Origin of the sequence: Frankia torreyi (assembly GCF_000948395.1) — a bacterium.
Taxonomy (GTDB): Bacteria; Actinomycetota; Actinomycetes; order Frankiales; family Frankiaceae; genus Frankia; species Frankia torreyi.
Genome location: NZ_JYFN01000019.1, coordinates 24,826 through 46,679, shown reverse-complemented (window position 1 = coordinate 46,679; position 21,854 = coordinate 24,826). Strand labels below are relative to the sequence as shown.

The window sequence follows — 21,854 nt, the reverse complement described above, 5'->3', positions numbered from 1 at the left end:
GCGGGGAGGCGTGACCACCCGCGCGGCGGACTCGCAGATCGGGTTGCCGGCCTCCGTCTGAGGTCTATCGTTGCCGAGTGTGACGGAGCTCATGCAGCTACTCACTCCGACCGGTCATCGGATCACCGTCGCGTCCCGGGCCAGGACGCCCGAACCGGACGCGCCGCCCGCCGCGCCGCCCGACCGGCCGGCAGACACACCGCCGACCCCTGGCCGTCCGACGCCCGGCCGACCGACCCCCGGCCATCCGAAGGCTGGTCCGGACGCCGGACCGCCGAGTGGAGAACTCACCGCCGTCGACATCGACCTGCCCGCGTACGTCGCCGACCTCACCGACGACGAGCTGTTCGGTCTGTACCGGGACATGGTGCTGGTCCGACGCATGGACGAGGAGGCGACCAGCCTGCAGCGGCAGGGCGAGCTCGGGCTGTGGGCGAGCCTGCGCGGCCAGGAGGCGGCGCAGGTCGGATCCGGGCGGGCGCTCGGGCCCGACGACATGGCGTTCCCGTCCTACCGCGAGCACGGGGTGGCCTGGTGTCGCGGCGTCGACCCGGCGGCGGTCCTGGCCATCTTCCGCGGCGTCAACCTAGGCGGTTGGGATCCGGCCACGCACGGCTTCGCCCTCTACTCGATCGTCGTCGGTTCGCAGACGCTGCACGCCGCCGGCTACGCGATGGGGATGACCTGGGACCGCTCGGCCGGGGCCGCGATCGTCTACTTCGGGGACGGCGCGTCCAGCGAGGGCGACGTCAACGAGGCGTTCGGCTGGGCGAGCGTGTTCTCCGTCCCCCTGGTGTTCTTCTGCCAGAACAACCAGTGGGCCATCTCGGAGCCGACCCGCCGGCAGAGCCGGACCGAGATCTTCCACCGGGCGGCCGGATTCGGCTTCCCCAGCGTGCGCGTCGACGGTAACGACGTGCTGGCCTGCCTCGCCGTGTCCCGGTGGGCGCTGGCGATCGCCCGGGCCGGTCGGGGGCCGGTGCTCGTCGAGGCGGTGACCTACCGGATGGGCGCGCACACGACGGCCGACGACCCCACCCGCTACCGGTCGCCGGTCGAGCTCGAGGTGTGGCGTCGGCGGGATCCGCTGGACCGGATGCGCGCCCATCTTGCGGCCCGTGGCCTGCTCGGTGAGGAGCGTGACCGGCACCTGGCCCTCGAGGCCGACACCTTCGCCCACGAGCTGCGCGCCCGCTGCACGGCGATGCTCGACCCGGACCCGACCAGCCTGTTCGACCATGTGCAGGTCACCGAGAATGGGCTGGTGGCGGAGCAGCGTTCGGCGTTCGCCGCCACGCTCGATCCGGGTGACGGCGGGACGGACGACCGGCTCGACCGGGAGGATCGACCCGGCACCGGGGATCGACCCGGCACCGAGGATCGACTCGGCGTGAGGAATGGGCTCGGCGTGAAGGGTGGACTCGTGGCGGGCGAGACGCACGTACCAGGCGAAACGCAGCTACCAGGGGAGGCGTGGTGACCAGCGGAGCCGTCATCACCGGCGAGCAGCCCGCCGAGGTCGGCGGGGAGCGAACCGGCGAGCCCGCCACCCCCGTGCCGATCACCCTCGCGAAGGCGTTGAACCTGGGCCTGCGCTCGGCGATGGCGGCCGATCCCAAGGTGATCGTGATGGGCGAGGACGTGGGCACCCTCGGCGGCGTGTTCCGGGTGACCGACGGCCTGCAGAAGGAGTTCGGCGAGGCCCGGGTGATCGACACGCCGCTGGCCGAGTCGGCGATCATTGGAACCGCGATCGGGTTGGCCATGCGCGGCTACCGGCCCGTCTGCGAGATCCAGTTCGACGGCTTCGTCTACCCCGCGTTCGACCAGATCGTCAGCCAGCTCGCGAAGCTGCACTACCGCTCCGGCGGGCGGATCAGGCTGCCGGTGACGATCCGCATCCCGTTCGGCGGGGGCATCGGCGCCGTCGAGCACCACAGCGAGTCCCCGGAGGCGTACTTCTGCCACACCGCGGGGCTGAAGGTCGTCGCCTGCTCGCACCCGGTCGATGCCCACCAGATGATCCAGCAGGCGATCCGCTCCGACGACCCGGTCATCTTCCTGGAGCCGAAGCGGCGGTACTGGGAGAAGGCGGTGGTGGACCCCCGTCCGCTGGGCGAGGTGTCCCCGGATGGGACCACCGGCCTGCACAGCAGCGCGGTGGTGCGGGCGGGCACCGACGCGACCCTGGTCGGCTACGGCCCGACGGTGCGGACCTGCCTGGATGCCGCCGAGGTCAGCGCGGCCGACGACGGCCGGTCGTTGGAGGTCGTCGACCTGCGCTCGTTGTCCCCCCTCGACCTCGAGCCGGTGCTCGCCTCCGTGCGGCGGACCGGACGGCTGGTCGTGGTGCACGAGGCGCCGTCGAACGTCTCGGTCTCCGCCGAGGTCGCCGCCCGCGTCGCCGAGCAGGCGTTCTACTCGCTGGAAGCGCCGGTGCTGCGGGTCACCGGGTTCGACACCCCTTACCCTCCCGCCCGTCTCGAGGACCACTACCTGCCCGACGTCGACCGCATCCTCGACGCGGTGGACCGGTCCTTCGGCTACTGACCCGCCCGCACTATCCGAACTGGGGTTCCCCGTGGCGCAGCGACAGTTCCGGCTCCCTGACCTGGGCGAGGGTCTGACCGACGCGGACATCGTCCGCTGGCTCGTCCAGGTCGGCGACTCCGTCACGGTGAACCAGCCGCTCGTGGAGGTCGAGACCGCCAAGGCGGTCGTCGAGATCCCGAGTCCGTTCGCCGGGGTGCTGGTGGAGATCCACGGCGAAGCGGGCAGCACCCTGGCCGTCGGCGAACCGCTGCTGACGGTCCGGACGGCCGATGCCGGGCAGCCCGAGCCCGCGGACGCGGCCCCCGCACCGGCGACGGCCGCGTTCGGGTCCGCCGGCGGCGCGGCGGGCGGGGGGCGGCTGCCGGCCTCCCGCGACGGTGGTGCCGGCGAGCGCGTGCCCGTGCTCGTCGGCTACGGGCCGCGCCAGGGTCAGCAACGTCGCCGCAGTCCCCGCCGTCAGGCTGCCCCGGGACCCGCCCGCGGGAGCGGACCGGCGCGGGTGGACGGCGCGGGGCTCGACAAGCCCGCGGTGCTCGCCAAGTCCGCGGTGCTCGCCAAGCCACCCGTCCGCAAGCTGGCTCGCGACCTCGGTGTCGACCTCGCCGGGATCGCCGGTACCGGCCCCGACGGCACGATCAGCCGGGACGATGTCCAGGCCGCCGTGCACACCGTCGCCCGAGCGGCGCCCGCGGCGACTCCGGCGTCGCAGCCGACCGCACCGGAGGCGACGGCTACGCCCACCGCACCGGAGGCGACGCCGCCCGCCAACCGGCGGATCGGCGCGGTCCCGGCCGACGCGGCTTTCTCCTCCGCGACCGGGGCCTGGCACGTGCCCGTCGTCGGGGTACGGCGGTCGATGGCTCAGGCCATGGTCGCCAGCGTCACCGCCGCGCCGCACGTCACCGAGTTCCTCAGCGTCGACGTGACCGCCACCATGGCCGCGCGCGAGCGCGTGGCGGCGCTGCCGGAGTTCGGCGGCATCAAGGTCACGCCGCTGCTGTTCGTCGCCAAGGCCCTGCTCGTCGCCGTGCGCCGGCATCCGATGATCAATTCTCGCTGGGTCGAGGACGGGGGCGCGGGGCGGGCGGAAATCCAGGTCCCCGACCGGGTGAACCTCGGCATCGCCGTGGCGGGGCCGCGCGGCCTCGTCGTGCCGAACATCCCCGACGCGGGCCGGCTCGATCTCGTCGGCCTCGCGCGGGCACTCGCGGGGCTCACCGCATCGGCCCGGGCGGACCGGCTCGACCCGACGGATCTTCGTAGCGGGACCATCACCATCACCAACGTGGGGGTGCTCGGCGTCGACGTCGGAACGCCGATCCTGAACCCGCCGGAGGCCGCCATACTTGCTCTGGGCTCGATCCGTCCCACTCCCTGGGTGCACGACGGTCAGCTCACGGTACGTACGGTGGTGCAGCTCGCCCTGTCCTTCGATCACCGCATCGTCGACGGGGAACTGGGTGCGGCGGTGCTCGCGGATGTGGGTGCAGTGCTGACGGATCCCACGCTCGCCCTCGCCTGGTCGTGATCGACTCATCGGATCCACCAGCACGCCACAAAGCACACGAGAGGGGCGCACAACGGCGCACAGTCGGCCCCCTGGTACGGTTGCGCCTCTGACCGGCTTCCGGCACAAAGAGGTGGAACCATGACGCGAGTGGAGGCACTTCAGGCCGCGGACGAGTTCGTCGCCAAGGTTCTGACCTCCGCCAACTCCAGCGGCCGGTTCACCGGCACGCTGAACCTGGCCGAACGGGTCGACCTCACGCTCCGGGTGGCCCGGTTCCTCCTGGAGGGGCAGTCCTCCTCGGACACCGACGACCTGCTGAAGCGGGACATGCGCAACGAGCTGGACCAGGCCTTCCCGCCGCTGCGCACGTCCTGACGCCGACCCCGGACGAACAAGCCGCCCGGAGCCCGGTTCCCCGGACCCGGATCACGGGTCGTTCGGGGAGCCGGGTCGTTCGGGGAGCTGGGCCGGGCGGCGGCGGGCAGGCGGACGGGCCCGGCAGGAGACAGGAGACAGGAGCTCACCGCCGCGACGCGGAGCGCTCCTCGCTGCCGACGTGCACGACGGGCTGCGGCTCGGGGTTCGCCTCCGGGTGGCGCGCGGAGTTCAGCTTGCGGTCCTCCTCGGGCGTGAGGTCCGGCTCACGCCGACGCGGTGCCTCGACCGGGGTGACCGGGTCGACCAGGATCGTGTCGTCGACCGAGATCGGCGTCGGCACGCCGCTCTCCACCGACTCCTCGACGATCTTGCGGCGCCACTGGTTCTGGTACAGCGTGATGCCGAGACCGACTGCGCTGACGAGCATCATGATGAGGCCGACCATGTCGAGGCTGAGGCCGGAGGGATCGGAGCGGACGGCGAAGGCGAGGATGGCGCCGAGGGCGAAGAAGGCGAGGCTCAACGGGATTCCCATGCCGCCCCATCTACCCGCGGAACCGCCCAATACAACCCCGCCGGGCCGGCAATTGCCACGGACCGCGCGAGACCTTCCGCGATCCGTGGCAACCCTCGCGGACCCACCGCGACTCGTGGATCATCGAGCTCAGAACGCATCCTCGGGGAGATCCATGAGTCCGAGCCCGGTCGACTCGACCACGGCCCGGCGCGCCTTCAGCTCGGGCAGCACGTTCGCCGCGAACCAGCGGCCCGCGGCCACCTTGCCCTGGTAGAAGGCCGTGCCCTGGTGCCCGGCCCGGGCCGGGCCGGTGCCCGCCTCGTCGAGGGCGCGCAGTGCCGCCTCGGCGCCCCGCAGCAGCAGCCAGCCGATGAGCACATCACCGATGCTGAGTAGCAGGCGGGTGGAGTTCAGGCCCACCTTGTAGACCTGCCGGGCGTCGTCGGCGGCACCGGTGAGGTAGCCGACCAGCGAACCCACCATCGCCTGGACGTCGTCCAGCGCGGCTCCCAGCGCCTCCCGCTCGTACTGCAAGGCGCCGTTGCCGGCCTCCGCCTTCACGAAGGTCTGGATCTCCCCCAGCACGGCGGTCAGCGCCTGCCCGCGATCCCGGACGATCTTCCGGAAGAACAGGTCCTGGCCCTGGATCGAGGTGGTGCCCTCGTAGAGGGTGTCGATCTTGGCGTCCCGGATGTACTGCTCGATCGGGTAGTCCTGCAGGTAGCCGGAGCCGCCGAAGATCTGCAACGAGGTCGAGAGCAGCTCGTAGGACCGCTCGGAGCCGACCCCCTTGACGATCGGCAACAGCAGGTCGTTGATCCGGACCGCGAGTTCGTCGTTCTCGCCGCGTGCCGCCGCCTGGGCCACCCGGTCCTGGAACGTCGCGGTGTACAGCACCAGTGAACGCATGCCCTCGGCATACGCCTTCTGCAGCATGAGCATCCGGCGGACGTCGGGATGGTTGATGATCGCCACCCGGGGCGCGGTCTTGTCGGCGGACCGGGTGAGATCGGCGCCCTGTACCCGGGTGCGGGCGAAGTCGAGCGCGTTGAGGTAGCCCGACGACAGCGTGGCGATGGCCTTCGTACCGACCATCATCCGGGCGTACTCGATGACCTGGAACATCTGCGCGATGCCCTCATGCACGTCGCCGACCAGCCAGCCGACCGCCGGCGCCCGCTCGCCGAAGTTCAGCTCGCAGGTCGCGGAGACCTTCAGGCCCATCTTCTTCTCGATGTTGGTGACGTACACGCCGTTGCGCTCCCCGGGCGCTCCGGTCGCCGGATCCGGCATGAACTTCGGCACGACGAACATCGACAGGCCCTTCGTGCCCGGGCCGTGCCCCTCCGGCCGGGCGAGGACAAGGTGGAAGATGTTCTCCGGAACATCCCAGTCGCCGCTGGTGATGAACCGCTTGACGCCCTCGATGTGCCAGGTCCCGTCGGTCTGCTCGACCGCCCGGGTCCGGCCGGCGCCGACGTCGGATCCGGCGTCCGGCTCGGTGAGCACCATCGTCGCGCCCCAGTGCCGCTCGATGGCGTAGCCGGCGAGTGTGCGCTGCCACTCGTTGCCCAGCCGGTGCAGGATCGCCGCGAAGGTCGGACCGGCCATGTACATGAACACGGCCGGGTTCGCCCCGAGCAGCAGCTCCGCGGCAGCCCAGGCAACCGTCGGCGACGCGCCGAGGCCCCCGAGGTCCGTCGGGACGAACAGCCGCCACCACTCGCCGTCCTGGACCGTCCGGTAGGAGCGTTTGAAGGACTCGGGCAGGGTGACCGAGCCGGTGGCCGGGTCGAGCGTCGGCGGGTTGCGGTCGGCATCGGCAAACGACTCCGCGACCGGGCCGGTGGCCAGATGCTCCAGCTCGGCGAGCACCTCGTGCGCGGTCTCGGCGTCCATCTCCTCGAACGGAGCGGTGCCGAGCGTGCGATCGACGCCGAACACCTCGAACAGATTGAACTCGAGATCCCGCAGGTTGCTCCGGTAGTGGCCCATGAACGGCTCCTTTCCGGGAGCGCCGGGCGGCGCGCACGGCCGGGACCGGCTTGCTACTCGTGAGTACGGTGTTCCCATGCTACCCACGAGTAACCCGTTGACAAGTAGGGCGACGCAGTAAACAGCTCCACCAATCCGCACCGACCGCGACAAGCGCGGATCGGGCGATGTCCGGCACGTCTACCCTTGCCACCATGCGTGACGAGACGACCCAGGAAGTGCGGCTTGCGGTCGTCATGACCGGTGGCGCCAGCCTCGCCGTGTGGATGGGCGGAGTCGCCACCGAGATCAACCTGGCCACCAGCCCCGGGCACACCCGCGCCGACGATGCCGACGCCGCGGTCGCCGCCCGGTACGCGCGGCTCGCGGCCATCCTCGACGTCGAGCTCAGCGTGGACGTGCTCGCCGGGGCCTCCGCCGGCGGGATCAACGCGACCATGCTCGGCTTCGCGAACGCCCGTCACGGCGACCTCGCCCCGCTGCGCGAGCTGTGGCTGTCCCTGGGCTCGCTGGACACGCTCATGCGCACCCCGGACGAGAAGGCGTACCCGTCGCTGCTGCGGGGGGACGCCGCCGTGCTGCCCGCCCTGCACACCGCCCTCGGCGCCGTGGCCGGGACGACCGCACCGCAGCAGGCCGCCGCCCGGCCGACCTCGGTGTTCGTCACGACGACGATCCTTCGGGGCGAGGTCGCCGAACACTCCGACTCGCTCGGCGGCACGATGTACGACGTCGACTACCGGGGCCTGTTCGTGTTCGGCACACCGGACCTCACCGATCCCGCGGCGATCCCACGCCTGGCGCTCTCCGCCCGGGCCAGCTCCGCGTTCCCTGGGGCGTTCGAGCCGGCCTACGTGCCGGTCGGTCACGCCCTCGACGACACCCACCCGGACATGGCGCGCTTCGTCAACGCCGCCCGTTCCTTCCACGCCTCCGACGGCGGGATCCTCGTCAACCGGCCGATCGGCCCGGCGCTGGCGGCCATCTTCGACCGCCCCGCCGAACGCCAGGTCCGCCGGGTGCTGACCTACGTCGTGCCCTCTCCCCGTCCGACCCCGGCGACGCGCGACGCGCAACCCAGTGACCGGCAGACCCCCGGAACGCACCAGCTCCCCGAAACGCACCAGACACACGGGCCTGGGCTGTTCCGCGGAACCCGGCTGTTCCGCGGAACACAGCCCGAGCCGGGGCGGGCGACCGATGCGCCGCCAGCGCCACCAGCGCCGCCGCTGCCGTCGGTGAGCGGCACCCTGCTGGGGGCGCTCGGCGCGGCCCTGAACCAGTCGATCGGCACGGACCTCGCCGCGCTGCGCGAGCACAACGAGGCCGTCCGCGGAGCCCGGGCCGGCCGCCGGCGTCTGCTGCGGCTGGCTCCGGCGGGCTCGGCCCGGCTGGCCGACGACAGCGTCTACGACGCCTACCGGCGCGCGGTGGCCGAACAGATCGCGACGCCGGTCATCGAGGCGCTGCTGCACGTGCTCACCGACCGCGCGGACCTGCCGCGCCCACCGGACGCCGATGCGCTGCGCACCGATGCCGCGGGCCGCGCCCGGATGACCAACGCCGCCGTCGGCGCCGTCCTGGAGACGTTGCCCGGCCGGTTACCGGGCGTCGGAGACCTCGACGAGCTGTGGCGGCTCGGTCAGCCCGCCCTCGACGGTGTCCGGGGCATCCTCGTCTCCATGATCAACGAGGGGTACGTGCTGTGCCCCGAGCCGGTCGAGCGGGCCCGCCTCGCCCGGCTCGCCGCCGCCGTGCACGACGCCGCCCTGGCCGGATCCGGCAGCCCGCCGCACCCCACCGGATCCGGCCGCGCAGGGGGGTGCGCGGCCGGGTCGGAAACCGCGGACGCGCGCGGGCCCGCTTCGCTCTACACCTCGTCGCCGCGGCCGGGGGTGTTCACGACAGTCAGCGAGACCCTCGCCGCGATGCCCGGAGCCCCGCTGCTCGACGTCCTCAAGGAGGCGACCCGCCGGTGGCTGCGCTCCGATCCCGCGGGGGCGGCGGATTCAGCGGGTCCCAGCGTTCCAGCGGGTCCCAGCGTTCCAGCGGGTCCCAGCGTTCCAGCGGGCCCCGGCAGCCCAGCGGGGCCCGACGACCCGGCGGGGCCCGACGACCCGGCGCAGCCGGGGTCCGGGTGGGCGTCCCTCGCGCCGGTCGTCGGCGAGCTGCGCGGTGAGATCGCCGCCCTCGTCCGCCGCTGGACCCCGCCCACACCACCCCCCACGGGGCCCGGGATCCAGCCGGCGGGGCTCAGCGTCGGGCAGCGCCGGGCGCTCGCCGCCCGCACGCTCACCGACTTCGTCCACTACCTGCCGACGACCGGTGCGGACGCATTGATCGCCCTGCTCGATCTGCACCTGGTCGAACGCGCCACGACCGGCGGCGTGCTGGACCAGCCGGTCGAGCTCGTTCAGATCAGCGCCGACCTTCCGACCGCCCTCGACCCCGCCCGCCGCCTCGCCGAAGACAAGATCACGGGCCTGCAACTGGGCAACTTCGGCGCCTTCGCGAAGTCCTCCTGGCGGGCCAACGACTGGATGTGGGGGCGGCTCGACGGCGCTGGCTGGCTCGTGCGCATCCTGCTCGACCCGCGCCGGCTCGTGCTGCGGCGGGACCTCGCCGTGCCCACCGGCCCCCCGGCCGGCCCAGGCGGTGCTGCCGACGACGGGCGGGTCGCCGGCACCGCGGCGCTGGCCCGGCGGGGCTGGCTGGTCGCGCTCGTCGACGACCTCGCCGAGGTCGCGGGCACCCCCGTCTCGCAGGACGCGCTCGACGAACTCGCCTTCCTCGCCGATCCGGAGGCGCCGGTGCCGCCCAGCCTGCCGGTCACGGCCACCTGGGTGGCCGCCGGAATTCAGCGGGACATCGCGGCCAAGGAGCTCGTCGGCCTTGCCCGGGCCGTCCGCCAGGACAACGACTCCGGCCTCGATCCGCGACCCACCGCCGACTTCCTCGCCGCCGTCGACCGAGCCCTCGCCCCCGAGCCGGCCAGCACCCCACCGGCCAGCACCAAGCCGCCGACCAGCACCTCCCCGGCCGGGAACGCTGACGGGACGATGGCGGGTGCTTCCACCGGTGCGGAGGTGATCTCGCTGGCGGCTGCCGCAGCCGCCCGGGTCGCAGCATCGCAGCGGGCCGCGGGAGCGCCGGCGACCGCGCAGGAGCCGCCACCCGCCACGACCGCCACCTCACAACCGTCAACCCCGCCACGACCGCCGGGCCTCAGCGGGGTGCCGGTGGCACCGGGAATGCTCGCGCCGCGAGCCGTGGACGACGTGCTGCGGGCCTGCCAGGTCCCGGCGGAACGCATCACCGACCGGGCGCAGGGCCCGATCCTCGTCACCGACCTGGTCCAGATCGTCGCCGTGGTCGCCGCCTGGATTGCCACGATGCGGATCCTGCCGCGGCCCCTGCGACCGGCGGCGTTCGTGGTGCGCACGGCGGCGCGGCTGGCCTGGGAGCTGGTCCGGGACGTGTCCCATGGCCGGCGGCGGGTGGTGATCGGGCTGGGGGCGGCGCTGGTGGTCCTGGGGATCGTCGGTGGTGTGGTCAGTTCCGGCGTGGTCGGGGGACTCGGCATCCTCGTCGCCCTGCTCGGCCTGCTGATGATCGGGCTGACGAGCTGGCGACGGGTGCCCGGCGGGCTGGCCGTGCTCGCCGCCGGGCTGATCGCGGTGATCGCGGCGGCGGGAGTGTTCCCGGTGCTGCACGACCGGCTGTTCGACTGGTTGGAGGACGACGCGGTTCCCTACCTCGCCGACCATCCCTGGGCCTGGGCGACCGTGTTCGGCGCGCTCGTGCTGCCCGGTGCCTGGTCGCTCGCGGAGGCCCTCACCACCCGCCGGGCCCGCCGCCGGGGCTGAGCGCGGGCTGGCCGACCCCTCCGCGGTCGCTCAGGAGACGTCCGACCAGCTCAGCAGGCCGTTCGGGTCCCGCAGACAGGACACCGGCCGCCCGGCGGAGTCCCGCAGGACCCGGCCGACGTCCGCCGGCTGGCACGACCCGCCCTCTTCCGGCCGCGACTGGGCGGAGGACGTCGGCGGCTCGGTGGACCACCGGCCGTCGGCGGAGGACACACCACCGACGGCGGAGGACGCACCACCGTCGGCCGGGACGCAGTACAGCACCAGGCCGTTGACGGCCATCGCCGGGGCTTTGCTGCGGTCAGGCGCGCACGCCTCGCCGAGGAACACCGCCGACGGCTGCGGGGTCGGCACCGCAGTGGTCGCGGCGGCCCCGCCGGCACCGGCACCCCCGCTGGTCGCGCCGGGGGCGGGGCTCGCCCCGGGAGCCGCCGGCGCCGCGCCCGCACCCGACCCGGCCGACCCAGCCGCGCCCCCCGACCCAGCCGCGCCCCCCGACCCAGCCGCGCCCCCGGACCCGGAGGCGCCGGACGAACCACCGCCGGCCGTGGCGCCGTCGGGCGCGGCGCTCGCCGACCCGGTGGCACCCCCGGCGGCCGGCGGGGTCGCCGCGGGCGCGGCCGAGGTGCCCTGGTCCGGCGGGAAGGGGCTGGTTGTGACCGAGGTGTCCGACCGGGCGGCGACGTCCTCGCCCGTCGAGCCGGACTCCGAGCAGCCGACCAGAACCGCGAGCAACAGTCCGCCCGTCATGGCCAGACCGAGCCGCCCCGGGCCCGAACGGGCGGCCGGCCGGCCGTTCCCCGGACGCGGGCGGGCGGACCCGTGCCGTCCCGGTGCTTGCGCACCACTCACGGCGAACCTCCCGTCGCAGGTCGGGAGCCGAGTCATACCCGGTTTCGGGCCCGGCCGACCAAGGCCCCCGGTCCAGCTTAGGTAGCCTCCTGCTCCCGCCGGGGCAACTTGCCGGGAACTGGGCCGTCCGGGCTCGTTCCCGGCGATGTGGGGACCCGTTGGGCAACGCTGCGCATTGTCGCGGCCGCCTCCACGTCACGAACGCACAACGCAAGCACCGTCACCACCAATGCAAGTTCCGCCACCACCAATGCAAGCTCCACGGGGACGAGGAGGGCCCAACGTCTCGCGAGCGCGTCGGCCGCGCCGAAGCCCGCGGCCGGCAGCGCCAGAACGGTGGCCACGAGCGCGACGCCGAACGCGGAGGCGAGCTGCCGCTGGGCGGTGGACAGCGCCGAGGCGTCGCCGGTGCGAGCCGGGGTGACGGTCGCGAAAGCCGCAGTCTGGGTCAGCAGGAAGACGAAGGACTTGAGACGGGCCGGTCGACAGGGCGTACCGGATGCCGGCCAGCCCACCCCCGGCGAGCAGGTAGCCGACGAGGTCGAATCCACGCGCCGCCGTCGTGGACGTCGGCGGGGCGCAGCACGCGAATCGCGGCCACCTACCCGACCGGGCCCGAGCGCGCCGAACCGACCGGCTGCACGGCCCCGGCGGTCGTCGCGACCTGGTCCGGGACGGCTGCGGCGACGGGCCGCAGCGTGCCGTCCACGGCCAGCTCGGCGGCGACCCGGTCGAGCGGGACCGCGGGCCGCGGCGGCAGCGGCGCGGCCTGGGCCTGCGTGCCGAGCTCGACCCAGCCGACCAGCTCCTCGCCGTCGGCCAGCCCGAAGGCAGCCCGGACCTGCGCGCTGTCCGGCAGCGGCACCGACTTCCAGGCCGAGGCCAGGCCGAGGGCGTGGGCGGCCAGGCAGATGTTCTGCGCCGCGGCGGCGGCGGAGGCGTCCTGCTCGGCGACGGGCACCTTCGACTCGACGCGGGCCGCGACGACGGCGATGAGCGCCGGGGAGCGGGTGGCCTTGCCGGCGGCCTTGCGCACGACCGGCTCGGGCAGGGTGCCGACGGCCTGCGCGGCCGCGGCGATGGCGCCCGCGAGGGTCGCCCGCGCGTCGCCGCGGACGACGACGAACCGCCACGGCCGCAGCATCTTGTGGTCGGGCGCCGTGGTGGCGGCGCCGAGGAGGACGGCGAGCTGCTCGGTCGTCGGCCCGGGCTCGACGAGTCGGGTCGCGGTGCGACGCGTCATGAGGCAGGCGAGGGCATCCACGTGGGACTCCTTCATTGGCGAGGTACCCTCACTATGAGGAATACCATCCTAAGATAACGCCATCACCACCGTAGACGAGGAGGGCGCCCGGATGCCGCCACCGGACACCGGCGACGAGGTCGTGAACCTGCTGCTCGCCGCCGGCCACCAGGTGCGGAACGCGGTCGACGAGGCGTTGCGGGCCAGCGTCGGGCTGACCCTGCGCCGGTTCAAGGTCCTGCAGTTGCTCGCGGACAGCGGGCCCTGCCGGCTGCGCGACCTCGCGGACGCGGTCGCGGTGGCGCCCCGGACGATGACCGAGACGGTGGACGACCTGGAGTCCGACGGCCTGGTGGCGCGCCGCTCGCATCCCACCGACCGGCGTGCGGTGCTGCTGGCGCTCACCCCGGCGGGCCGGGAGGCGCTCGCCGTCGGCCGCCGTCGGCGGGCGGCGACGGTGGCCGGCTTCACCCGCCATCTCACCGCGGCGCAGCGGGCCCAGCTCATCGAGCTGCTGGCGTCCATCCCGCGGCACGTACCCGCCGCGCCCGGACCCACCCCTTCCGGGGCAGCCCAACGGGAGACCGCGGGGAGCGAGCCGCTACCGTAGAGGTCGCCCCGATCGGACGATCCGCCGGGAGGCTCCCGTCACCGCCGTCGTCCAGGTAGACCGCCTGACCAAGCGATACGGGTCGCATCACGCCGTGCGGACCATCAGCTTCGCGGTTCGCGAGGGCGACGTCACCGGGTTCCTCGGCCCGAACGGCTCCGGGAAGACGACGACGCTGCGCGCCATGCTGGGCCTGGTGGCCCCGACCTCCGGAGCGGCCCTGGTGTTCGGTCACGCCTACCGTGACCTCGATCATCCCGCCCGCAGGGTCGGCGCGGTGCTGGACAGCGCGTCCCATCCCGGCCGCAGCGCCCGTGACCACCTGCGCGCCCTGGCGCTGCCGCTGCGCGTCGGCCGGCGCCGGGTGGACGAGGTCCTGTCGACGGTCGGGCTGGACGCCGCCGCGGACCGCCCGACCGGCGGGTTCTCCCTCGGCATGCGGGGCCGCCTGGCGCTCGCCGCGGCCCTGCTCGGCGATCCCGCGCTGCTCATCCTCGACGAGCCGACCGGCGGCCTGGACCCGCAGGGCATCCGGTGGCTACGGGGTTTCCTGCGGTCGTGGGCGGCCGAGGGACGCACCGCGCTGCTGTCCAGCCACGTCCTCGCCGAGGTCGGCCAGACCGTCGACCACATCGTGATCATCAGTCGGGGTCGCGTCGTGCTCGACGCGCCCGCGGACCGGCTGGGAGGCGGCCACGTCGAGGTGCGCACGGCCGACGCGGCGCGGCTGGCCGGCCTGCTCGCGGAGCAGGGTCTGGTCCCCACCATCGTCGGACGCGACGGGCTGCGGCTGCCGGCCGGAACGGCCGAGCGGGTCGGCCGGGTCGCCGCCCGGCACGGGATCGCGCTCGTCGAACTGCACACCCACGGCCAGGACCTGGAGGAGATCTACTTCGCACTGACCAACCCCGGCGCCGCCGGCCCAGACGGTCTGGACGGTCTGGACGGCCCAGACGGCCCAGCCGGGCCGGACGGCCCAGACGGGCGACCCGGTCCGGGCGGCCCAGCCGGCCGGGCGGGGCCACCGCAGGGTGCCCGCTGAGATGCCCGGACGACAGGCCGGAACAGGCCTGCTGGTGCGTACCGAGCTGTTCAAGATCGCCAGCAGTCGCTGGCAGCCGGTCGCCCTGACGGCGGTCCTGATCCTGCACGTGCCACCGATGCTGTGGGCCGGCCAGGACGCGGCGGCGAGCTGGAACGGGCTGCGGTCGCGCTCGGGGTTGTTCACCGGCTACGCCATGATGGCGTTCGGTGTCCTCGTTGTCGCGCAGGAGTACCGTCACCGAACGGCGGCTCTGGCGTTCCTCGCCGTTCCGGGGCGCCGTCGGATCACGATCGCCCAGTACCTCGCCGTCGCCGCCGTCGGCCTGGTGCTGAGTGCGGCGCTGTTCGCCGGGTGGCTCGCCGTCGGGGCCGTCCGCTACGGCAGACCCGGAATGCACCTCGACCGCCCGGCCGACGTCGCCGCGGCCTACGGGATCGTCGCCGTCACCGTGTGCGCGGCGGGCGCCGTTGGCGTGGGAGCCGGCACCCTGCTGCGCGGATCGACGGGCGCGCTGCTCGCCCTGGGCTGCTGCGGCGCGTTCGAGCCGCTGCTGGACGCGACCCGCTTCCGCGGACCGGTCACCGCACCGTTGGGCGTGCTGGCCTGGCCGACGTCCGAACTTGACACCGCCTCTCTGGCGAGTGCCGTCGGCTGGGGGATTCTTGCCCTGGTCGCCGGGCTGTTCGCGGTGGGACGGGACCTGTCCTCGTGATCGAGGCATCTCGCCCGGCAGCCGGCGGCCCACGCGGTCCGGACCGATCGCCCCGCCCCGCGGGCCCACCGTACGGACGGGGCAGAAATGTGGCACCAGTGTGGGACGGATCACCTCCGACGCGTCGGGTAGGCGCATCCCCCACCGCGCCGGCCCGAGATCGGCCTACCATCCGGCACATGGTGCCGTGCCCGACATGCGCGGAGGACAACCCCGAGCGGGCGCGCTTCTGCTCCGGGTGTGGGAACCCCCTGCCCACCGCGGGAAGCGGGGCGCGCAAGACTGTAACGATCATGTTCGTGGACATCGCCCGGTCGACGGACATCGGCGAGAAGATCGACTCCGAACCGCTGCAGCAGGTGATGTGGCGGTTCTTCACCACGGTGCGCGAGGTGATCTACAACCACGGCGGCTCGGTCGAGAAGTTCATCGGCGACGCCGTCTTCGCCGTCTTCGGCATCCCGGTGCTGCACGAGGACGACGCGCTGCGCGCCGTGCGCTCGGCACTGGACATCCGGGCCGCCATGGAGGCGCTCAACGCCGACCTGCAGGAGAAGTGGGGCCTGCGGCTGCGGGTGCGGATCGGGATCAACACCGGTGAGGTCACCGTCGCCGGCGGCGGCGTCACCGGGGACGCGGTCAACGTCGCCGCCCGGCTGGAGAGCGCCGCACCGCCGGACGAGATCCTCATCGGTGACACCACCCACCGGTTCATCCGCCACAGCGTCACGGTGACCCCGGTCGGCCCGCTGGTCGTGCAGGGCAAACGTGACCCACTGCGGGTGCACCGGCTCACCGGCCTGGTCGACCCGACGGCGGGCCCGGGCAGCCGGGCGCAGATCCACGGCTTCACCGCGCCGGTGATCGGCCGCAACCGGGAGCGCCGCCGCCTGCAGGACGCGTTCGAGGCGGTCGTCGAGGAGCGCGCCTGCCACCTGTTCACCGTGCTCGGCTCGGCGGGCATCGGCAAGTCTCGGATGGTCGGCGAGTTCTGCACGTCCATGGCCACCAGGGCCACGGTGCTCACCGGCCGTTGCCTGTCCTACGGCGAGGGCATCGCCTACTGGCCCCTGATGGAGATGGTGCGCCAGGCCACCGGGCTGACCGCCGACGAGGCCGCCCCGGACGGCCGGCGCCGGCTGCGCGAGCTGCTCGACGGCGTCGGGCAGGCCGCCGAGATCGTCGAGGCGCTCGCCCCGCTGGTGGGGCTCGGCGGCGCCGAACTCGGCCCGCAGGAGAGCTTCTGGGCGGTCCGCTCGTTCTTCCAGGCCCTGGCGGCGCGCCGGCCACTGATCCTGTGGTTCGACGACGTCCACTGGGCCGAGCCGACGCTGCTCGACCTGATCGAGAACATCGCCGACTGGTCGCGCGACGCACCGATCATGCTGCTCTGCCTGGCCCGCCAGGAGTTGCTGGAGGACCGACGGGACTGGGGCGGCGGCAAGTTCAACGCCACCTCGATGCTGCTCGCCCCGCTGACGGAGGCCCGCTGCCAGCGCCTGATCCGTAGCCTCATGGGCTCCGACGACCTCGATCCGGCGCTGGTCACCCGGATCACCACCTCGGCCGCCGGCAACCCGTTGTTCGTCGAGCAGATGGTCGCCGCCCTCGTCGACGACGGGCTGCTACGCCGGGAGGGCAGCCGCTGGATCGCCACCGGCAGCCTGCGCAACGTGACGGTACCGCCGACGATCTCCTCGCTGCTCGCCGCCCGGCTCGACCGCCTCGACCCGCCCGAGCGCCGCGTGCTGGAACGCGCCGCCGTCGTCGGGGAGCGCTTCTACCTCGACGCCGTCATCGACCTGTCCGATCCGGCCGAGCGGGCAATGGTCGCCGTGCACTGCCTGAACCTGGTCCGCAAGGAGCTGGTCCACCCCGACCGCTCGGACCTGCCCGGCGTCGAGGCCTTCCGGTTCCTGCACGTCCTGCTGCGCGACTGCGCGTACGAGTCCACCGCCAAGCGCCGCCGGGCCGATCTGCACCAGCAGTTCGCCCACTGGCTGCAGGCCCGACTTGTCGGCGGCCCGGGCGAACACGACGAACTCGTCGGCTACCACCTGGAGCAGGCGTTCCGCTACCGGGTGGAGATCGGCCAGCGCGACGCGGAGACCGTCGAGCTGGGCAGGTCCGCGGCGACCTGCCTCATCGAGGCCGCCGACCGGGTGCGTCAGGGCGACGAGACGGGCGCCGCCCAGCTCCTCAAGCGTGCCATCACCCTGCTGCCCGAGACCGACCCGCTGCGGCTGCGCGCCGAGATCGACCTCGGCTGGGCGCTGCACTCGTTCGGCCGGTTCTCCGACGCCGAACGCATCCTTCGCCAGGTCACCGAGCGGGCCCGGCGCGCCGGTGAGGATGGGCTGCGGGCGCACGCCCGGCTCGCCCATCTGCGGGTGCTGTTCTCCACCGACCCGGAGGGCCTGGTCGCGACCACCCTGACCGAGGCCGCAGCGTCGCTGGCCAACTTCGTCCGCTCCGGCGACGACGTCGGCGCGGCACTGGCCTGCCGCAGCCAGGCCAACGCCTACCTGGCCGCCGGCCAGTTCGCCGCGTCCGAGCGGGCGATGGAGAACGCCGTGCGCCACGCCGAGGAGTCCGGTGTGCCGCGGGCGGCGCAGTCATTGCGCCGCGAACTCACGCTGCTGATGAGCTGGGGGCCGCGGCCGGTCGCGAGCAGCCTGGCGCGCGCCGGCGAGGCCCTCGACGCGGCCGGGGACGACCGGGCCCTGCGCCGCGCCCTGCTCGCCCAGCTCGCCGTCCTCACCGCGATGTCGGGCGACCTGGAGGGCGCGCGCATCCACCTCAAGGCCGCCGAGGAGATCGTCCACGACCTGCGGGCCCCGCGGGCCGATCCGTTCCACGGCGGGTTCATCGTCGCCCGGGTGGCCCTGCTCGCCGACGAGCTGATCGTCGCCGAGCGGGAGCTGCGCCGCAGTTGCCGGGCCCTGTCCCGGATGGGGGAGCGGGCGCTGCTGGCCAACCGCGCCGCGGCGCTGGCGGACGTGCTGGTGCGCCTCGGCAAGGTCGACGACGCCGGCAAGTACGTGACCCGCTGCCGGGACGCCGCCGCGGCCGACCAGCTACCCGCCCAGGCCGGCTGGTGCGGGGTGCACGCCAGGCTGCTGTCTCTGCGCGGCCGGGACGCGGAGGCGCTGCGCTTCGCCGACACCGCCGTCGACCTCGCCGGGCGCACCGACGACGTCGACGGGCAGGGCCACGCGTTGCTGTCGCGGGCGGAGGTGCTCTACCGGGCCGGGCGCAAGGACGACGCCGCGGAGAGCATGGAGGCCGGCATCACCCGGTACCTGCAACGCGGCAACATCGCGGCGGCGAATCTCGGGCGCCGGCTGTTCGAGACCCTCGACCGGCCATCGTCGCTGTCCGGCTGAGCTCGCCACCGGCCTGGGTCGCTACCGGCCTGGGTCGCCACCGGGCCTGGAACCCGGGCCGTCAGCGCAGCAGGCCGCGCAGCCGGGCCTGCTCCTGCAGCCAGTGCAGCTCCTGGGCCCACAGCCGCAGCCGCTCGACCGCGGCGAGCTGCCGGGCGAGCGCCTCGGCGACCGCCGGCCGGCTCAGCGCCTCGACCCCGGACGGCGACCACTGCCAGTCGGCCTCCTCCTCGCAGGCCCGGCGGTAGGCGGCGCGCCGCAGGACGATCTCGGCGAGGGCGTAGTCGACCTGCTCGGTAAGCAGATGAAGCCGCGCCAGCAGGTCCGCATCACCGACCCCGGGACGGCCGCTGTAGGCGGGCAACGGTACGGGCCGCACAGACATGTTGTTCGAAGCGTACGAGCGAACCGCCCGCGGGAACAGTACCGGGGGTGGACAGATCGGTGACCTTCCACCCCACCCCGGGGGATACCCGGGTCGGGTGAGATGGCCGCCCGGATGTGAGCAACCGGGGTAGGAGGGAAGGCATACGGTACGGCGCCGGCGGCGTCGATCGGATCCGTAAGTCGGCCTGGGGGTCTTTCGGTGAGTCTCACACCACCCGTCCTGCTGATGGTGCTTGGATTTCCGCTTCTCGTCATGGCTGGAATGCTGATGATGGGTGGGATCGAGAAAAAACTGATCGGTTCACGCAGCATGCTGTCCCGGGTCGCCGAGGAGGCCGCCGCCGCGGTCGGGTCCGCGGCCGCGGGCGGCACCGAGAACCCCGCCGGTGGCGGGTTCCCGCCGTATCCGGCACTTATGGGCCCCTTCCGGACAGACGACGTCCCGACCGCCCCGCTCCGCTTCACGCTACGGACAGTGATGTCGGACGACGGCGTCCGCGCTCCGCGGAACACCACCGCGCCCAGCCTCGCGCCCAGCCTGGCGGCCGCGGTGGCGAGCTCCGCCGCGGTCTCCGCCGCCCACACCCACCCGCTGGACCGCTCCCAGCCGGCTCCCGCCGCCAGCCCCCCACCACTCGCGGGCTGACGGCGGCAGTCAGCGTCGGCGAGCGCCCTCGCCGACGCGGAGGCGACCGTCGAGGCCGGTCTCGTGCACCAGGGCGGCGAACGCCGGGGTCGGCGAGGAGATCCGCAGCTCGCAGTGCACGCGGCGGAGCAGCAGATCGGCCCGGAGCAGGGCGGCGAGCCCCGGGATGTCGATCGAGCGCAGGCCCGCGACGTCCACGGTCACCGTCCCCCCGCCCCGGCCCAGCAGCTCGCCGATCTGCTCCCGGAACCGCAGCCGGCCGGCGGTGTCGAGCTCACCGGCGAGCTCGATGACCACATCCTCGCCCGACCGCCGCACGGACATGGTCAGGGCTCCGGCGTCGACCCGCATGCTGCCCCCGCCCCCCGAAGTCCTCGTCACCGTGCGGGGCCGCCCCCCCGAACTGTTTACGGAGAGTAACATGACGAGGTCGGCCCGATGCCTGTCCGGCGGCCCTCAGGCGCCGCGCAGGCGCCTGATCAACGCGTTCGTCGAGCTGTCGTGGCGCGGCTGCGAGTCCGGGGCCGTCAGCTCCGGCACGATCCGCCCGGCGAGCACCTTGCCGAGTTCGACGCCCCACTGGTCGAAGCTGTTGATGCCCCAGACGGTCCCCTGGGTGAACACCTTGTGCTCGTACAGCGCGATGAGCTGCCCGAGCACGAACGGGGTCAGCTTCGGGGCGAGCAGGGTGTTGGTCGGCCGGTTACCCGGGAACGTCCGGTGTGGGACGAGTTCCGGCGCGACCCCCTCCGCCGCCACCTCCTCGGCGGTCTTGCCGAAGGCGAGAGCCTCGGTCTGTGCGAGGAAGTTGGCCAGCAGCAGCGCGTGCTGATCCGGCCCGTCCGCCGGTCCCACGCCAGGATGGTTCGGCTGGGCGAAGCCGAGGAAATCGGCCGGGACGATCGTCGTCCCCTGGTGCAGGAGCTGGTAGTAGGCGTGCTGGCCGTTCGTCCCGGGCGTTCCCCAGACAATCGGGCCGGTCTGTGCCCCCACCGGCCGGCCGGCGAGATCGACGCTCTTGCCGTTGCTCTCCATGTCGAGCTGCTGGAGATAGGCGGGAAAACGGTTGAGGTACTGGCTGTAGGGCAGCACGGCGTGCGCGGTGAATCCGTGGAAGTCGCGGTACCACACGCCGATCAGCCCGAGCAGCACGGGCAGGTTCCGCTCGAACGGCGCGGTCCGGAAGTGCGTGTCCATCGCGGCGAACCCGGCCAGGAACTCACGGAAGGCCGCCGACCCGATCGCGATCATCACGGACAGGCCGATCGCCGAGCCGACCGAGTAACGGCCGCCCACCCAGTCCCAGAACTCGAACATGTTCTCGGTGTCGATGCCGAACGCCGCAACCTTCTCCGCATTCGTCGAGACCGCGACGAAATGCCGGGAAACCGCCTCCTCACCGAGGGCCGCCGTCAGCCAGGAACGGGCGGCCCGCGCGTTGGCGAGCGTCTCCAGGGTGGTGAACGTCTTCGACGCGACGATGAACAGGGTCCGCGCCGGGTCGAGGTCGACCGTCGCCTCCCAGACGTCGGTCGGGTCGACGTTGGAGACGAACCGGACCGCGATCCCGCGGTCGGAGTAGTCGCGCAGCGCGTCGTACGCCATGGCCGGACCCAGATCGGAGCCGCCGATGCCGATGTTGACGACGGTGGTGATCCGCTCGCCGGTCGCCCCGCGCCACTCCCCCGAACGCACCTTGTCCGCGAACGCGGACATCCGGTCGAGCACCCGGTGCACCTCGGGCACCACGTCCACGCCGTCGACCTCGATGCGGGTTCCCGCCGGGGCCCGCAGCGCCACGTGCAACACCGGCCGGTTCTCGGTGACGTTGATCCGCTCGCCGCGGAACATGGCCTCGATGCGCTCGGTGAGCCGGGCGCGGCGCGCGAGCGCCACGAGCAGCTCGACGGTGCGTGCCGTCAGCCGGTTCTTGGAGTAGTCGAGGTAGAGGCCGTCCGTTTCGGCGGTGAACGCCTCACCCCGGGCGGGATCGGCGTCGAACAGACCTCGCAGCGACACCTCGGACATCTCACGCAGATGCGCCCTCAGCGCCGTCCATTCCTCCGTCGCGGTGATGTCGGGCGGAGCCGCCAGGGCGGCGGACTCGGTTGTCGACATGACGTGGGACGCCCTTCCTCGCAGGTTCAACACGTT

18 protein-coding genes are annotated in these 21,854 nt (G+C 73.4%); 10 read left to right on the top strand and 8 right to left on the bottom strand.

The genetic code is table 11. The features are described 5' to 3' along the window. Nucleotides 1-91 precede the first annotated feature (91 nt). The 4 genes from FF36_RS13670 to FF36_RS13655 all read left to right on the top strand — a co-directional run bounded on the left by FF36_RS13670 (nucleotide 92) and on the right by FF36_RS13655 (nucleotide 4,438). Complete coding sequence (locus FF36_RS13670) at nucleotides 92-1,480, top strand: thiamine pyrophosphate-dependent dehydrogenase E1 component subunit alpha (RefSeq protein ID WP_044885488.1); 1,389 nt, start codon at nucleotides 92-94, stop codon at nucleotides 1,478-1,480. After that, nucleotides 1,477-2,550 carry an alpha-ketoacid dehydrogenase subunit beta gene (locus tag FF36_RS13665; RefSeq protein WP_082121903.1) on the top strand — a complete coding sequence of 358 codons (1,074 nt, stop codon included), beginning with the start codon at nucleotides 1,477-1,479 and terminating at the stop codon, nucleotides 2,548-2,550. Before FF36_RS13670 ends, FF36_RS13665 begins: the two co-directional genes overlap by 4 nt. Before the next feature lie 31 nt (nucleotides 2,551-2,581). Next, nucleotides 2,582-4,081 carry a dihydrolipoamide acetyltransferase family protein gene (locus FF36_RS13660; protein WP_044885431.1) on the top strand — a complete coding sequence of 500 codons (1,500 nt, stop codon included), beginning with the start codon at nucleotides 2,582-2,584 and terminating at the stop codon, nucleotides 4,079-4,081. 120 nt (nucleotides 4,082-4,201) lie between these two features. Next, entirely contained in the window at nucleotides 4,202-4,438 is a 237-nt protein-coding gene (locus FF36_RS13655; RefSeq protein ID WP_009741405.1) for a hypothetical protein, read from the top strand. 145 nt (nucleotides 4,439-4,583) lie between these two features. Here FF36_RS13655 and FF36_RS13650 read toward each other — a convergent pair whose 3' ends face one another. Both FF36_RS13650 and FF36_RS13645 read right to left on the bottom strand, forming a co-directional pair. Further along, nucleotides 4,584-4,976 (bottom strand): hypothetical protein, encoded by a 393-nt coding sequence (locus tag FF36_RS13650; protein WP_044885430.1) that lies wholly within the window; start codon nucleotides 4,974-4,976, stop codon nucleotides 4,584-4,586. 129 nt (nucleotides 4,977-5,105) lie between these two features. Then, nucleotides 5,106-6,953: an acyl-CoA dehydrogenase gene (locus FF36_RS13645; protein ID WP_044885429.1), complete on the bottom strand. Its 1,848-nt coding sequence runs from the start codon at nucleotides 6,951-6,953 to the stop codon at nucleotides 5,106-5,108. Between the two features lie 167 nt (nucleotides 6,954-7,120). Between FF36_RS13645 and FF36_RS13640 the strand changes: the two genes are divergently transcribed. Then, nucleotides 7,121-10,819, top strand: coding sequence for a patatin-like protein (locus FF36_RS13640; protein ID WP_044885428.1), 3,699 nt, complete (start codon nucleotides 7,121-7,123; stop codon nucleotides 10,817-10,819). A gap of 30 nt (nucleotides 10,820-10,849) precedes the next feature. Here FF36_RS13640 and FF36_RS13635 read toward each other — a convergent pair whose 3' ends face one another. The 3 genes from FF36_RS13635 to FF36_RS13625 all read right to left on the bottom strand — a co-directional run bounded on the left by FF36_RS13635 (nucleotide 10,850) and on the right by FF36_RS13625 (nucleotide 12,935). Then, entirely contained in the window at nucleotides 10,850-11,569 is a 720-nt protein-coding gene (locus FF36_RS13635; RefSeq protein WP_044885427.1) for a hypothetical protein, read from the bottom strand. Nucleotides 11,570-11,748: 179 nt separating this feature from the next. Further along, entirely contained in the window at nucleotides 11,749-12,222 is a 474-nt protein-coding gene (locus FF36_RS13630; protein ID WP_199865389.1) for an MFS transporter, read from the bottom strand. 50 nt (nucleotides 12,223-12,272) lie between these two features. After that, nucleotides 12,273-12,935 carry a nitroreductase family protein gene (locus FF36_RS13625; RefSeq protein WP_044885486.1) on the bottom strand — a complete coding sequence of 221 codons (663 nt, stop codon included), beginning with the start codon at nucleotides 12,933-12,935 and terminating at the stop codon, nucleotides 12,273-12,275. 91 nt (nucleotides 12,936-13,026) lie between these two features. Here FF36_RS13625 and FF36_RS13620 point away from each other — a divergent pair, with 91 nt between their 5' ends. From FF36_RS13620 to FF36_RS13605, 4 genes are all read left to right on the top strand, one after another. Then, entirely contained in the window at nucleotides 13,027-13,524 is a 498-nt protein-coding gene (locus FF36_RS13620) for a MarR family winged helix-turn-helix transcriptional regulator (RefSeq protein ID WP_044885425.1), read from the top strand. A gap of 94 nt (nucleotides 13,525-13,618) precedes the next feature. After that, nucleotides 13,619-14,566, top strand: coding sequence for an ATP-binding cassette domain-containing protein (locus tag FF36_RS13615; protein ID WP_242422483.1), 948 nt, complete (start codon nucleotides 13,619-13,621; stop codon nucleotides 14,564-14,566). A 1-nt stretch (nucleotide 14,567) separates the two neighbouring features. Then, entirely contained in the window at nucleotides 14,568-15,281 is a 714-nt protein-coding gene (locus FF36_RS13610) for an ABC transporter permease (protein ID WP_044885424.1), read from the top strand. A gap of 179 nt (nucleotides 15,282-15,460) precedes the next feature. After that, nucleotides 15,461-18,667 carry an ATP-binding protein gene (locus FF36_RS13605; RefSeq protein ID WP_044885423.1) on the top strand — a complete coding sequence of 1,069 codons (3,207 nt, stop codon included), beginning with the start codon at nucleotides 15,461-15,463 and terminating at the stop codon, nucleotides 18,665-18,667. A 61-nt stretch (nucleotides 18,668-18,728) separates the two neighbouring features. Here the strand turns inward: FF36_RS13605 and FF36_RS13600 are convergent, their stop codons facing one another. Then, nucleotides 18,729-19,052, bottom strand: a complete 324-nt coding sequence (locus FF36_RS13600; protein ID WP_082121896.1) for a hypothetical protein — start codon at nucleotides 19,050-19,052, stop codon at nucleotides 18,729-18,731. 201 nt (nucleotides 19,053-19,253) lie between these two features. On the opposite strand from FF36_RS13600, the gene FF36_RS13595 reads away from it, so the two are divergent. Continuing rightward, entirely contained in the window at nucleotides 19,254-19,700 is a 447-nt protein-coding gene (locus tag FF36_RS13595; protein WP_044885422.1) for a hypothetical protein, read from the top strand. A gap of 9 nt (nucleotides 19,701-19,709) precedes the next feature. Here the strand turns inward: FF36_RS13595 and FF36_RS13590 are convergent, their stop codons facing one another. Then, on the bottom strand, nucleotides 19,710-20,051 hold the full coding sequence (locus tag FF36_RS13590; RefSeq protein ID WP_044885421.1) for an STAS domain-containing protein: 342 nt from the start codon (nucleotides 20,049-20,051) through the stop codon (nucleotides 19,710-19,712). Between the two features lie 105 nt (nucleotides 20,052-20,156). Further along, nucleotides 20,157-21,818 (bottom strand): glucose-6-phosphate isomerase, encoded by a 1,662-nt coding sequence (gene pgi / locus FF36_RS13585; protein WP_044885420.1) that lies wholly within the window; start codon nucleotides 21,816-21,818, stop codon nucleotides 20,157-20,159. Between the last annotated feature and the right edge of the window lie 36 nt (nucleotides 21,819-21,854).